13 protein-coding genes are annotated in these 12802 nt (G+C 68.5%); 8 read left to right on the forward strand and 5 right to left on the reverse strand.

Translation table 11 applies throughout. The features are described 5' to 3' along the window. Positions 1-28: 28 nt before the first annotated feature. The 5 genes from CFB45_RS19690 to CFB45_RS19710 all read left to right on the forward strand — a co-directional run bounded on the left by CFB45_RS19690 (position 29) and on the right by CFB45_RS19710 (position 4676). A complete protein-coding gene (locus CFB45_RS19690; RefSeq protein ID WP_089426982.1) occupies positions 29-382 on the forward strand; it encodes a YgiW/YdeI family stress tolerance OB fold protein in 354 nt (117 codons plus the stop codon). A 55-nt stretch (positions 383-437) separates the two neighbouring features. Beyond that, on the forward strand, positions 438-1298 hold the full coding sequence (locus CFB45_RS19695; RefSeq protein ID WP_089426983.1) for a MurR/RpiR family transcriptional regulator: 861 nt from the start codon (positions 438-440) through the stop codon (positions 1296-1298). 55 nt (positions 1299-1353) lie between these two features. Beyond that, the gene (locus tag CFB45_RS19700; protein WP_089426984.1) at positions 1354-1779 is read left to right on the forward strand and encodes a GNAT family N-acetyltransferase; all 426 of its coding nucleotides are present in this window, start codon (positions 1354-1356) and stop codon (positions 1777-1779) included. Between the two features lie 193 nt (positions 1780-1972). Further along, positions 1973-3640, forward strand: a complete 1668-nt coding sequence (locus tag CFB45_RS19705; RefSeq protein WP_089426985.1) for an ankyrin repeat domain-containing protein — start codon at positions 1973-1975, stop codon at positions 3638-3640. 175 nt (positions 3641-3815) lie between these two features. After that, on the forward strand, positions 3816-4676 hold the full coding sequence (locus CFB45_RS19710) for an isocitrate lyase/PEP mutase family protein (protein ID WP_089426986.1): 861 nt from the start codon (positions 3816-3818) through the stop codon (positions 4674-4676). Between the two features lie 71 nt (positions 4677-4747). On the opposite strand, the gene CFB45_RS39505 is transcribed toward CFB45_RS19710, so the two are convergent. Then, on the reverse strand, positions 4748-4876 hold the full coding sequence (locus tag CFB45_RS39505; protein WP_256978286.1) for a hypothetical protein: 129 nt from the start codon (positions 4874-4876) through the stop codon (positions 4748-4750). Between the two features lie 137 nt (positions 4877-5013). Here CFB45_RS39505 and CFB45_RS19715 point away from each other — a divergent pair, with 137 nt between their 5' ends. Continuing rightward, on the forward strand, positions 5014-5280 hold the full coding sequence (locus CFB45_RS19715) for a YodC family protein (RefSeq protein WP_089426987.1): 267 nt from the start codon (positions 5014-5016) through the stop codon (positions 5278-5280). A gap of 101 nt (positions 5281-5381) precedes the next feature. After that, a complete protein-coding gene (locus tag CFB45_RS19720; RefSeq protein ID WP_089429050.1) occupies positions 5382-6557 on the forward strand; it encodes a cytochrome P450 in 1176 nt (391 codons plus the stop codon). A gap of 15 nt (positions 6558-6572) precedes the next feature. Here the strand turns inward: CFB45_RS19720 and CFB45_RS19725 are convergent, their stop codons facing one another. Beyond that, entirely contained in the window at positions 6573-6899 is a 327-nt protein-coding gene (locus CFB45_RS19725) for a superinfection immunity protein (protein ID WP_011354384.1), read from the reverse strand. Between the two features lie 101 nt (positions 6900-7000). After that, entirely contained in the window at positions 7001-7420 is a 420-nt protein-coding gene (locus CFB45_RS19730; protein ID WP_089426988.1) for a rhodanese-like domain-containing protein, read from the reverse strand. A 110-nt stretch (positions 7421-7530) separates the two neighbouring features. On the opposite strand from CFB45_RS19730, the gene ftrA reads away from it, so the two are divergent. Then, the gene (ftrA, locus tag CFB45_RS19735) at positions 7531-8505 is read left to right on the forward strand and encodes a transcriptional regulator FtrA (protein WP_089426989.1); all 975 of its coding nucleotides are present in this window, start codon (positions 7531-7533) and stop codon (positions 8503-8505) included. A gap of 160 nt (positions 8506-8665) precedes the next feature. Here the strand turns inward: ftrA and CFB45_RS19740 are convergent, their stop codons facing one another. Both CFB45_RS19740 and adiC read right to left on the reverse strand, forming a co-directional pair. Then, the gene (locus tag CFB45_RS19740; RefSeq protein ID WP_089426990.1) at positions 8666-11005 is read right to left on the reverse strand and encodes an Orn/Lys/Arg decarboxylase N-terminal domain-containing protein; all 2340 of its coding nucleotides are present in this window, start codon (positions 11003-11005) and stop codon (positions 8666-8668) included. 3 nt (positions 11006-11008) lie between these two features. Continuing rightward, positions 11009-12541 carry an arginine/agmatine antiporter gene (gene adiC, locus CFB45_RS19745; protein ID WP_089426991.1) on the reverse strand — a complete coding sequence of 511 codons (1533 nt, stop codon included), beginning with the start codon at positions 12539-12541 and terminating at the stop codon, positions 11009-11011. Positions 12542-12802 lie beyond the last annotated feature (261 nt).

Raw genomic sequence — 12802 nt, forward strand, 5'->3', positions numbered from 1 at the left:
CGTCACATCGAAGAAGAGGACCACGATCATGAAACACCTGGCCAGAATCCTGACGGTTGCGCTCGCCACGCTGCCCGCCGCCGTCTACGCGCAATACACGGGGCCGTCCACGCTGACCACGACCACCGTGAAGGAGCTGCTCGCGAACGGCAAGGACGACCAGCACGTGCAGCTGCAGGGTCGCATCGTCAAGCATGTCGGCGGCGAGGATTACGAATTCGCCGATGCGACCGGCACGATCCGCGTCGAGATCGACCGCAAGCTGTGGGCGGCCGGCCAGCCCGTCAGCGACAAGAACGAAGTGAAGGTGACCGGCGAATTCGAGCGCAAATGGTCAGGCAGCGTGAAGGTCGACGCCGATCACGTCGAAGTGCTGCGCTGACCGGTGCGCGCGGGGCCGGTGATACCATGGACGACCGGTTCCCGTTCCCACCAAGATGGCCGCCAATTTCGACGAACTCGCGTCCCGGATCCGGGCGCAATTTTCCGAGCTGAGCCCGCAATTCCAGGCGGGCGCTGCCTTCCTGCTCGATCATCCCGACGAAGTCGCCACCTCGTCGATGCGCAAGGTCGCCCAGCGCGCGCAGGTGCAGCCCGCCTCGCTCGTGCGGCTCGCGCAGCAATTCGGTTTCCCCGGCTGGAACGAGCTGCGCGACCTGTGCGTGGCACGCGTACGCACGCGCCCCGAGCCGCTCACGCAGCGGGCACGCTCGCTCGTGCGGCCCGACGCGCAGGCGTCGCTCGCGCACGACCTGCTCGCCGCGCAACAACACAACCTGTCGGCCACCGCCGCGCAGAACGAGCACGCGCTCGCCGATGCCGCGAAACTGATCCGCAAGGCGTCGCACGTGCACGTCGCGGGGTTTCGCTCGTGTTATCCGGTCGCGTTCGGCTTCGTGTACGGCTACCGGCTGTTCCGTCCGACCGTGTCGCTGCTCAATGGCGTCGCCGGTTCGCTCGAGATGGAGCTGCGCACGATCGCGAAGCAGAGCGTGACCGTCGTCGTCAGTTTCGCGCCGTATTCGCAGGAAGCGACGCGCGTCGCGCAGGCCGCGAAGGCGCAGGGCAGCCGGATCGTCGCGATCACCGACAGCGCGGTGTCGCCGATCGCACTGCACGCGGATGCGCAACTGATCTTCACGCACGACAGCCCGTCGTTCTTTCCGTCGCTGGTGGCCGCGCATGCGATGGCCGAAGCGCTGGTCGCGCAGTTGCTGGCGCTCGAAGGCAGCGATGCGATCGCGGCGCTCGAGCGCACGGAAGCGGAACTGCACGCGAAGGGCGCTTACGTCGTCTGACGCGGTGCGTGCGGCGTCGCTCCTTCCTCATTCAGGATTCAAGCGGATTCAACCGATGACGTTCACATACGAGGTGACGGACGCGGGCGACGCGAACGTGCGCAAGCAGATCGTCGCGCCGCTCATCCGGTTCAACGAAAGCCAGGCGGGCCCGATCGACGCGCGTCCGCTGGCCGTGGTCGTGACCGATGGCGAGGGCGCGGTGGTCGGTGGCCTGTGGGGCAGCACGGCGTACGGCTGGCTGCATGTCGACCTGCTCGTGGTGCCCGAGGCCGCGCGCGGCCAGGGCGCGGGCACGCGCATCATGGATCTGGCCGAGGCGGAAGCCGTCGCGCGCGGCTGCCACAGCGCGTGGCTCGACACGTTCGACTTCCAGGCACGGCCGTTCTACGAGAAACGCGGCTATGTCCGCTTCGGGGAGCTGCCGGATTATCCGGTCGGACACGCGCGCATTTTCCTGACGAAGCAGCTCGCGGGCTGAGTGTCGCCGCCGCAGGGCGCGGCGCGGTTGACGTCGCCGCCGGCCGTCGCCTAGGATACCGGGCAGCGATGCAGGTCGCTTCCGGGTCCGCGGAAAGGGTTGAACCCACCTGTCGCAGCGAATTCAGCTTTCCCCCTGTCCTTTGTGCTGGCGGTATTGCGGACCTTCGGCCATTCACTGCACGAGGATCCGCATGAAAAAGCTGCCTCCCAACGCCCATCCCGATCATCTGAAAAAGCAGGCCAAGGCATTGTTGCGCCTGTACCGGCAAGGCGACGCCGATGCCGTCGCGCGCTTTGTCCGGTTTCTCCCTGCCGCCGCGAACCGCACGCACGACGAAGCGCTCGCGCTCGGGCTTCGGCTGCATGACGCGCAATCGTGCATCGCGCGCGAGTACGGCTTTGCGTCATGGGCCGATCTCGGCGCGTTCGTCGAAACGCATGCGCTGGCGGGGCAACAGCGCGCGCAGCTGGTCCGGCGCTGGCTCGACCTGGCGTACGGCGGCGACGTGACCGGTGGCGTCGACGCGCCCCGGCCGCGCGTCGCCGTGCAATTGTTGCTCGACCATCCCGAGCTCGTCGCGGACGATCCGACCATCGCCTGCGCGGCCGGCGACCTCGACGCCGTGAAGGCGGCGCTGGGCGCCGATCCCGGCTGGATCGCGCGCGCCGGCGGCCCGTTGAAGCTGCCGCCATTGGTCGCCGTCACGCATTCGCGGCTCGGGCAGCTTCCCGAGTTCGCCGCCAGGCTGCGCGCCTGCGCGCGTCTTCTGCTCGATGCCGGCGCCGATCCGAACCAGCGGATCGGCAACCGCTTTCCGCCTGCGTCGCTCGCCGAACCCGACGAAGCGGGGCCGCTGTCGGCGCTGTACGGCGCGGCGGGCGTCAATCGCGATCCGGTTCTCACCGCGATGCTGCTGGAAGCCGGCGCCGACCCGAACGACGGCGAATCGCTGTATCACTCGGTGGAGCATCCGGCCTGCACGCGCGTGCTGCTCGAACACGGCGCGCGGGTGGGCGGGACGAATGCGTTGCGGCGCGCGTTCGACATGCGCGATGCCGACGCGCTCGAACTGCTGCTCGCGCATGGCGGCGACCCGAACGAGCCGCCCGGCGCGGGGCTGGCGCAAACCTGGGGCGCGCCGTTGTTGCGAGCGATCGGCGTGCGCTGCTCGGCGCGCCACGTCGCCGCGCTGCTGGCGGCCGGCGCCGATCCCCGCGCGCAAACGCCGACAGGCATCAGTGCGTACCGGCTGGCGATGCAGACCGGGCTGTCCGACGTCGCGGCCTTGTTGCGGGCGGCCGGCGCGGAAGAGGCGCTCGACGCGGCGGACGCGTTCGTGGCGGCCTGCGCGCGCGCCGACGCCGACGATGCGCGGCGCATCCAGGCGCGGCATCCCGAACTGCCCGGCGCGCTGCCCGCTGAACGGCTGCGGTTGCTGCCGGACGCCGCCGCATGGGGTTCGGGCGACGCGGTGAAGGTCATGGTCGAACTGGGCTGGCCGATCGCCGCGCGCGGCGGCGACTGGGACGCGAGTGCGCTGAATCACGCGGTGTTCCGCGGCGACGCGGACTTGCTGGCGTTCCTGCTCGCGCACGGCGCGAACTGGCGCGACCTGCACGGGTTCGGGAGCGACGCGCTCGGCACGTTGTCGTGGGCATCCGTCAACGAACCGGAGCAGGTCGGCGCGGCCGACTGGGAGGCATGCGCGCGGGTGCTGCTCGCGCACGGCGTGCCGCACGCCACGCGGGATCCGTCGAATCCGGACGACGTGCTGATCGACGGCCGCGCGATGCGCTTCTCCGAGGCCGTCACCGACGTGTTGCTCGGCATCGACGGCGGGCCGGCCGCATCGATCTGAACAATCGTGGGCCGGCGACGGGCAGGCGGCGGCGCCGGCCCGCTCGTGGCCGGCTGCGGGCGTACGGTCGGCGTGCCGGGTTTTCCCGGTCGCGCGACGACATTTCGGCGAACGCTGAAACGTCGCGTGCACGACCGGCGTAAGCTCGGTCGTCACCTTCCTTCCGGAGTCCGCGATGACCCGTTCCGACCTGCAAGCCCGCCAAGCCGAAGCCTTCCGCGCCCTGCATGCGCGCCCCGGCGCCTTCATCATCCCGAACCCGTGGGACGCCGGCACCGCGCGACTGCTCGCGATGGCCGGCTTCGAGGCGCTCGCGACCACGAGTGCCGGCTACGCGTTTTCGAAAGGGCAGCCCGACAACGCGATCGACCGCGACGCGATGCTCGATCACATCGCCGAGATCGTCTCCGCGGGCGGCTTGCCCGTCAGCGCGGATCTGGAGAACGGCTTCGGCGACGCGCCCGACACGGTGGCCGAAACGATCCGGCTCGCCGCCGAGGCCGGCGCGGTGGGCGGCTCGATCGAGGATGCGACGGGCCGCGCCGATGCGCCGATCTATGCCCGCGACGCTGCGATCGAGCGTATCGCGGCGGCCGTCGCCGCGGCACGCGCGCTGCCGTTTCCGTTCACGCTGACGGCGCGCTGCGAAAACTACCTGCATGGCCGCCCCGACCTAGCCGACACGATCGCGCGGCTCGTCGCCTATCGCGATGCGGGCGCCGACGTGCTGTACGCGCCGGGCATCACCGATGCGGACGACATCGCGGCGGTGACGCAGGCGGTCGGCGCGCCCGTGAACGTCGTGATGGGGCTGCAGGGCGGCTTGCTGAGCCTCGACGCGCTGGCGGCGCTCGGCGTGAAGCGCGTGAGCGTCGGCGGCGCGCTGGCGCGGGCCGCGCTCGGCGCGTTTCTGCGCGCGGCGAAGGAGATGGCGCAGGACGGCACGTTTACGTTTACGCAAGCTGCCGTGCCCGGGCGCGATATCAACCGCTGGTTTGCGTCACCCGATAATTCGCCGGTTTTGTTCGGGGAATGAGCGCAGATAAATGGTGGGATCGTTTCCAGTCGAAAGCCGATTGACAATAATCAACCGATTTCGCGTCTGAATTAAACATCGGTGACGACGAAAAATACATCGTCTATTCTCCGCATTCCCGCCCGTTCGGCTGGCGCCGGCGCATAAGCCGCGCCGGACCGGGCGATCGGGCGATCGCCGGGCGCGTCGATGCCGCGCATTGTTGCATTTCCTCGGTCAGTATGTTTTTGACCGCGGGAGTTGCCGGCTGATTATTTGATTGATAATCTGCGGCACGTTCGAAAGGACAGTGGGTGGTCCGCCGGGAATATCGATATATATAAATGCTGAGAGAGCGATGACGAACCGAGAAAATCAACGCGTCAGGTTTCGCGTCGGCGATGTCGTGACGCTGAAGACGGGCGGGCCACGCATGACCGTCACCTATGCCGGGCCGGTCGTATTCGACGACGGCGACTGGCTGATCTGCCAGTGGTTCGACGAAAACGGCGAATTCCGGCAGGAAATGTTCCCTCACGACACGGTGGTGGCCGAGCCGCGCGCGATTTCGGCCGGGCGCGTTCGCATGCGGATGCAGTCGCATCGCTACCGGTCGGCTGCCTGACGATTCGCTGTCGTCGCGATGCCGTCACGCCCGGCACCCGCGCCGCGACATTTCACGTCAGCCCGAAACATGCGGCCGTGCACTGCGCCGATACTGTCTGCATGAACCCGACCGATTCCATCGCAGCGGTCACGCACCGCGATCCCTATCCCTATTATGCGGCGCTCGTCGACGGGCCGCCGCTCGCGTTCGACGCCACGCTCGGCCTGTGGGTCGCGAGCCGCGCGGCCGCCGTGACGGCCGTGCTCGGCCATCCGGCCTGCCGGGTTCGCCCGCTGGACGCCCCCGTGCCGCCCGCATTGCGCGGCACGACGGCCGGCGCGCTGTTCGGCGAGCTGGTGCGCATGAACGACGGCGCGTTGCGGCACGACGTGCCGAAGCAGGCGCTGCGCACGGCGTTCGCGCCGATCGACACGGCGGCGCTGCGCGACCGTGCCGCGCGGATTGCCGCACGGCGCTTGCCGGCGCCGGGCGATGCCGGCGCGTTGAACGCGTGGTGCATGACGGTGCCCGTTTGCGCGGTTGCCGATCTGCTCGGCTTCGACGAGACGCAGCTCGACGGTATCGCGGCGCAGGTCGTCGATTTCGTCGCCGCGCTGTCGCCGTTGTCGGATGCCGCGGCACTGGCCCGCGCGAGCGACGCTGCGCGAGCGCTGCTCGACCGGATGACAGCGCGCGTCGCGCAGACGCAGGCGCACGACGGCACGCTCGTTGCCGCCGTGCAGCAGGCGGCCCGCGCGTCGGGCTGGCACGCGAGCGGCGCGCTGGTCGCGAATCTCGTCGGGCTGCTGTCGCAGACCTGCGAGGCGACCGCCGCGTGGCTCGGCAATACGCTGGTGGCGTGGAACGGGGAAGCGGGGGCGCGCGCCGCGCGCGTCACGCCGGACGATGCCGCGCTCGACGCATTCGTTGCCGAAGTCGGGCGCTTCGATTCACCGGTGCAGAACACGCGCCGCTTCGTCGCATCGCGCACGGCGATCGAAGGCGTGAGCGTCGAAGCGGGCGACGCGATTCTCGTCGTGCTCGCCGCCGCGAACCGCGACCCGGCCGTGCATCGCGATCCGCACCGGTTCATCCCTGGCCGCGCGGCCGGGCCGAATTTCGGTTTCGGCACGGGGCCGCATGGTTGCCCGGGCGAGCGGATCGCGCGGGCAGTGACAGCGGGGGCGTTCGGGGCATGGCTGCGTGCGGGCGGCGTACCGCCGCACGGCGCGCTGGCGTGGGACTACCGCGCGTCGACCAACGTCAGGATGCCGAAGTTCGACGCGGTACGCTGAAGGGGAAAAAGGGACTTAGCGGCAACCTTGCTTCTCCGCCCATTGCTCCTGGGCGGCAACGCGGCGCTGCACGCGTTCGACGAGACCGGTCGAGAAGGTCCGCATGCTGATGCCACGGCGCTTCGCGAGGATCGTCTGCGCGACATCGGTGCGCGGGTTCGGCTGGCAGGCCCAGTACAGCGTCATCAGCCAGCCGATGCCGGTCCACCCGAACAGCGCGTTGAACATCGCGACCGTCAGCTTGTCGTGCCGGCCACGCCGGTCGGCAATGACCGCCGGCAGAAAATAGATCGCGATCGCGGCCACCGAACCGGCCACTTGAATCAGGACTGCGTTCTGCATGTTGCTGCTCCATCCGAACTGCAATGGAACCGAGTATCGCGCTTTTTCCGTTTGCGTGCAGGCCGTGGCCAAGCAATTGATTGTTGCGATTTTAATGACGATCAGCCGGCTTCGGCGTCCGCCGGCTGCACTTCGTTGCTCAGCGCGAAACCTTCGTCGAGCCAGCCCGTCACGCCGCCGATCATCAGCTTGACCGGCCGGCCGAGGCGCGCGAGCTGGATCGCCGCGCGTGCGGCGCCGTTGCAGTGCGGGCCCGCGCAGTAGACGACGAAGAGCGTGCCGGCCGGATAGCCGGCGAGCTTGCTCTCGATGATCTTGCGGCGCGGCAGGTTGCGGGCGCCGGGCACGTGGCCGGCGGCGAACTGATCGGGGCCGCGCACGTCGAGCAGCACGAAATCGGGCGCGCCCGATGCGAGCGCGTCGTGCACGTCCCAGCAATCGGTCTCGAAGCGCAGCGATGCCTCGAAATGCGCAAGGGCGGCGGGGCTGTCGGCGGCGGGGACGTCGGTGACGTAGGACATGGCAGGTTCTCCTGAAGATTGCGTGGAACGCGGTGGAATGAGGGGCAGTATCGCGGTTCGGCGCGTTTCGCGGCAGTGGCGCGATCGACAAGTTCCGGTAACATCGCGCCATGCACAATCATCTCGTCGTCGCGCTCGCCTACGATCGCCTCTGCACGTTCGAATTCGGCTGCGTGGTCGAACTGTTCGCCCTCGAACGCCCCGAGCTCGGGGTCGACTGGTATCGCTTCGCGGTCTGCGCGAGCGAGCCGGGGCCCGTGCGCGCGGCGGGCGGGATCACGGTCGCCGCGCCCTATCGGCTCGCGACGCTCGATCGCGCCGACACCATCGTGATTCCCGGCTGGCGCGATCCGGACGAACTGCCGCCGGAGCCGCTGCTGAAGAAACTGCGGGCCGCGCATCGTCGCGGCGCGCGGCTCTGCTCGATCTGTTCGGGCGTGTTCGTGCTGGCCGCGGCCGGCGTGCTCGACGGCCTCACGGTGACGACCCACTGGCGCTATGCGGAGAAACTGCAGGCGCGCTATCCGGCGCTGCGCGTGAATCCCGATGCGCTGTACGTCGACGAAGGGCAGGTGATCACCTCGGCCGGATCGGCGGCGGGGCTCGACATGTTGCTGCATCTCGTGCGCCGCGATCACGGCGGCGCGATCGCGAACCGGGTCGCGCAGCGCCTCGTGCTGCCGCCGCATCGCGACGGCGGGCAGGCGCAGTTCGTGCCGCGCCCGGTCGCGCCGGGCGGCACCGACCGGCTCGCGAAGCTGATCGACTGGATGCGCGCGCACGCGGCCGAGCCGCATACGCTTGCGTCGCTCGCCGCGCAGGCCGCGATGAGCACGCGCACGCTGCAGCGTCAGTTCGCGGACGCGACGGGGATGTCGCCGCTCGCGTGGCTGATCCGCGAACGCGTGAACGTCGCGAAGGACATGCTCGAAGCGCATCCCGCGCTGTCGCTCGCGCAGGTCGCGGCGCGTGCGGGGTTCGGTTCCGAGGAGTCGCTGCGCCGGCATTTCCGGCGTGTCGCGGCGACGAGCCCGGCCGCGTACCGGCGCGGGATGAGTCGCGGCGAAAGCACACGGGACGCCTGAGCGCGGTACCGATTCCTGCCGACGTTTTCTTCCGATGACACCGCAGTGGCGCAAGATCGCGCCTCACCGAGAGAGGCCGGCCGCCTGAGCGGCCGACGCCGCCTGCAAGTGGCGACGCGCGCCGCCGGGCGGCGGCACGGCGTCGGGTTGCGTTGCGTACTCAGCGCGTGCGGGTATCGCGCGCCTTCTGCTTGATGCACGCGATGCGATACACGCCATCCTCGACCTCGACACCGTGCGTGTCGTGCGTGAAGCCGGGGAAGCGCAGGTCGTACTGCTCGAGCGCCTTCAGGTAGCCGAGCAGCGGGCCGTCGGCCGGCCCCGCGTTCTCGCCGGGCATCAGCAGCGGAATGCCGGGCGGATAGGGCACGACGCCCGTCGCGACGGTGCGGCCTTCCATCTCCGCGAGCTCCAGCATCTCGATGTCGTTGTGCACCAGATGCTCGAACGCCTCGGCCGGGCTGTAGTCGGGCTTCGGCAGCGTCGAGAAGCCGCGCGACATCATCTCGGTCGTCTTCAGGTCGCTCATTGCGCTGAACATCAGGTCGCACAAGTCGCGCAGGCCGAGCTTGCCGTAGCGTTCCGGATAACGCGCGACGAGTTCGGGCAGCGCCTGCTCGAGCGGCGCGTTCGCATCGTAGTCGCGCTTGAAGTCGAGCAGCGTGTTGACGAGCGTGCCCCACTTGCCCTTCGTCACGCCGAGCGAGAACAGGAACAGGATCGTGAAGTCGGTCGTCTTCTCGACGACGATCCCGTGCCGGTCGAGATACGCGGTGACGACCGACGCGGGAATGCCGACCGGCATCAGCCCGCCGTGCGCCGCGACACCCGGCGTGACGATCGACACCTTGATCGGATCGAGCATGCAGTAGTCGTCCTCGATCTCGCCGAAGCCGTGCCACGTGTCGCCCGGATGCAGCACCCAGCACGACGGATCGGTGGCGAGCAGCGTCTCGTCCGCTTCGTGGAAGCGCACGCGCCGGCCCGTCTTGCGATCGACGACGCTATCGGGCTGCCAGCCGTTGAAGAACCAGTCGTTGTTCTCCGCGCATTCCGTATGCAGGCGCGCCAGCATCTGGCGGAACGCGACGGCCTCGCGGATCGCGTCGGTGGTCAGCGCCTCGCCGCCGGGGCCGTCCATCATCGCGGCGCTCACGTCATTCGACGCGATGATCGCGTAGTTCGGCGACGTCGACGCATGCATCATGTACGCCTCGTTGAAGCGGGCGTGCTCGATCGGGTTGCGGCCGTCGCGAACATGAATGAACGATGCCTGCGACAGCGCGGCGAGCAGCTTGTGCGTCGATTGCGTCGCGAACACGGTCGGCTTGCTCGCGTCGTGTTGCGACGGATCGCCGTGCATCGCGTGACGGTCGCGGTAGATCGGGTTGAAGCGCGCGTACCCGTACCATGCCTCGTCGAAATGCAATCGATCGACGCTCTGGCCGAGCAGTGCCTCGACGCGCGCGACGTTGTAGCAGAGGCCGTCGTACGTCGAGTTCGTGATCAGCGCATGCACGGGCGTCGGGTCGATGCCGTCGCGGCCGCGCACGAGTGGGTTCGCGTCGATTGCGAGGCGCACGGCGGCGGCCGTCAGCCGCTCGGGCATGATCGGCCCGATGATCCCGTAGTGGTTGCGCGACGGAATCAGGTAGGTCGGAATCGCGCCCGACATCGTCATCGCGTGCTCGGCCGACTTGTGGCAGTTGCGGTCGCACAGCGCGACTTGGTTGCGCGTGACGCTCGCCATCAGGATCACGCGGTTCGACATCGACGAGCCGTTCGTCACGTGATACGTGCGATGCGCGCCGAACACGCGCGCCGCATAGCGTTCGCTTTCGCCGATCGGGCCCGAGTGATCGAGCAGCGAGCCGAGTTCGCCGACCGAGATCGACAGGTCGGAGCGGAACAGCGATTCGCCGAAGAATTCGAAGTACGCACGGCCGACCGGCGATTTCAGGAACGCGGTGCCGCCCGTGTGGCCCGGCGTGTGCCACGAGTATTCGTACACGCGGGAAAACTTCGCGAGCGCGCGGAACATCGGTGGCAGCACGGTTTCGCGGTAGCGCTCGATCGCGGCGACGATGCGGCCGCCGATGAACGCGGTGGTGTCCTCCAGCATCCAGATGAAGTCGTCGGCCTTGCGCATCGCGTCGACCGGAATCGCGGACGCGCTCGCGCGGCTCGCGAGCAGGAACACGGGCACGGTCGCGTTGCGTGCGCGCATCGCGTCGAGTACGGCCTGCGCGGGCGCATGGTCGGCGTCGTTGCCGAGTTCCCAGTTGAGCAGCAGGCACTGGATCGCCGGATCGGCGGCAACCACCGCGCGCGCATCGTCGGCGGACGTCGCGATCACGACGTCGACGAGCCGCGCGCGCAGTTCCTCGGCAAGTGCCGTCGCGGCGCGCCCGGTGGCCGTGCGTTCATCGATGTCGTGCTGCACGAGCAGCGCCTTCATGCCGAGGCGGCGGAAGGCCGGTTGGGTCAAGGAAGCAGTCATTGTTTAATCCCCCGTTTGCTGGGTTGCCTGGACGCTCGCGGCAACGGCCGGCGAGCGCGCGTGAAGGGTGTCGGCCTGGTGACGGCCCACGGAGATCCAGAAGGTGGCGGCGAGCGCGGCGATGGTCACGCCGAGCGCGAGATAGCGCACCCAGCGCGGCGAGCGGCCGCCCGGATGGATGTGGGTTTCCTCGATCTCGCGCTGGCGGTTGATCGACAGCTCGTAGATGACGATCGTCGCGACGACGAAGATCAGCGACCAGCGCGTTTGCTGGCCGTCGGAGCCGACCATTGCCCACAGCGCGTAGACGGCGCCGATCAGGCCGACGATCGTGTAGAACGTGAACTGGTGCGACGGCATCTTGCCGTAGCCGAGCACCTTGATCGCGATGCACGAGTAGATGTACGGCAAGAGCGTCATGATCACGGCGATCGACGCGATCTTGCCGAACTGCTCGCTGGCGCTGGGCGACATCGTCGCGAGCACCTGCACCGACATGATCAGCGCGACGATCGCGAGGCCCGCGGACGGCACGTTCTTCGAGTTCACGCGGGCGAACACGCCGGCGAACAGCCCGTCGTCGGCGGCCGCCTTCGCGGTCTGGCCGACCAGCAGCGTCCACCCCGCGAGCGAGCCGAGGCAGCCGAGCGCCGCGCAGATCGCGACCGCGTTCGCGGCCGTGTCGCCGAGCGCGAGGCGCGCGGCATCCGCGAACGGCGCGCTCGAGGCGAGCAGCGCCTTGTTCGGGATCATCCCCATGATCACGGTCGAGCTGAGCACGTAGCAGACGGCCGCGAGCACGACACCGCCGACGGTTGCGATCGGCACGTTGCGCGACGGGTTCTCGACGACGCCGGCCGATACCGACGCACTCTCGACGCCGATGAACGCCCACAGCGTGAAGTTCAGCGTCGCGCCGATCGCGCTGAAGCTGTTGGTGCCCGACACGTTCCAGCCGGCGAAGTACACGTCCTTGCTGAACCAGAACCAGCCGAACACGGCCATCCCGAGGATCGGCACGAGCGCGAAGATCGTCGTGACCGACTGCACGCGGCCGACGACGTTCGGCCCGAGGATGTTCGCGTACGTGAACAGCCAGATCACGAAGATCTGCGCGAGCGCGAACACGAGCGGGTCCTTCAGGACCGGGAAGAAATGCGTGAGGTAGCCGAGGCCGGCGACCGCGAGGCCGACGTTGCCGAGCACGTTCGCGAGCCAGTAGATCAGGTTGGTCTGGTAGCCCATGTACGGGCCGAACGACTTGCGCGCATACGCATACGGGCCGCCGGCGGCCGGGTCGATCGCCGCGAGCTTCGCGAACACGAGCGCGAGCGACACGGCGCCGACGACGGTGATCAGCCAGCCGAAGATCGCGATGCCGCCGGTGGCGGCGAGGTTCGCGGGCAGCATGAAGACGCCGGAGCCCATCATGTTGCCCGCGACCATCAGCGTGGCGGGAATGACGCCGATTTTCGGCGCGGAAGCCGCGGCCGACGGGGCGGCGGCGCGGGAGGAGGACGAGCTGGCATCGGACATGCGACGCTCCTTGACGAGACGTGTTGCGGTTGAAGTGGCGCGGCGTGGCGCCGGTTGACGATTCCGGCATGAATCGTCGTTTTATTTAACGTTTTCATGTTATCGCCTTGGTGGTTTTTAATAAGGGTAAACGCCGGTATTTAATAACTTGAATATTGATGAATGTCATTGAAACCCGTGAATCGATGTTTGAATTTGGATGTGGGTGAGCCGTGCAGTAAGGATGTGGGCGTTTTCATTGGTCTCGGCCATGGATGGTGG

It is taken from the genome of Burkholderia sp. HI2500 (genome assembly GCF_002223055.1).
Lineage (GTDB): Bacteria > Pseudomonadota > Gammaproteobacteria > Burkholderiales > Burkholderiaceae > Burkholderia.

Coding starts and splice junctions, on each gene's coding strand:
- CFB45_RS19730 (WP_089426988.1), bottom strand. CDS start 7,420: ATGTCCTACGTCACCGACGTCCCCGCCGCCGACAGCCCCGCCGCCCTT.
- CFB45_RS19715 (WP_089426987.1), top strand. CDS start 5,014: ATGACGAACCGAGAAAATCAACGCGTCAGGTTTCGCGTCGGCGATGTC.
- adiC (WP_089426991.1), bottom strand. CDS start 12,541: ATGTCCGATGCCAGCTCGTCCTCCTCCCGCGCCGCCGCCCCGTCGGCC.
- CFB45_RS39505 (WP_256978286.1), bottom strand. CDS start 4,876: ATGCGCGGCATCGACGCGCCCGGCGATCGCCCGATCGCCCGGTCCGGC.
- CFB45_RS19695 (WP_089426983.1), top strand. CDS start 438: ATGGCCGCCAATTTCGACGAACTCGCGTCCCGGATCCGGGCGCAATTT.
- CFB45_RS19705 (WP_089426985.1), top strand. CDS start 1,973: ATGAAAAAGCTGCCTCCCAACGCCCATCCCGATCATCTGAAAAAGCAG.
- ftrA (WP_089426989.1), top strand. CDS start 7,531: ATGCACAATCATCTCGTCGTCGCGCTCGCCTACGATCGCCTCTGCACG.
- CFB45_RS19720 (WP_089429050.1), top strand. CDS start 5,382: ATGAACCCGACCGATTCCATCGCAGCGGTCACGCACCGCGATCCCTAT.
- CFB45_RS19710 (WP_089426986.1), top strand. CDS start 3,816: ATGACCCGTTCCGACCTGCAAGCCCGCCAAGCCGAAGCCTTCCGCGCC.
- CFB45_RS19740 (WP_089426990.1), bottom strand. CDS start 11,005: ATGACTGCTTCCTTGACCCAACCGGCCTTCCGCCGCCTCGGCATGAAG.
- CFB45_RS19725 (WP_011354384.1), bottom strand. CDS start 6,899: ATGCAGAACGCAGTCCTGATTCAAGTGGCCGGTTCGGTGGCCGCGATC.
- CFB45_RS19690 (WP_089426982.1), top strand. CDS start 29: ATGAAACACCTGGCCAGAATCCTGACGGTTGCGCTCGCCACGCTGCCC.
- CFB45_RS19700 (WP_089426984.1), top strand. CDS start 1,354: ATGACGTTCACATACGAGGTGACGGACGCGGGCGACGCGAACGTGCGC.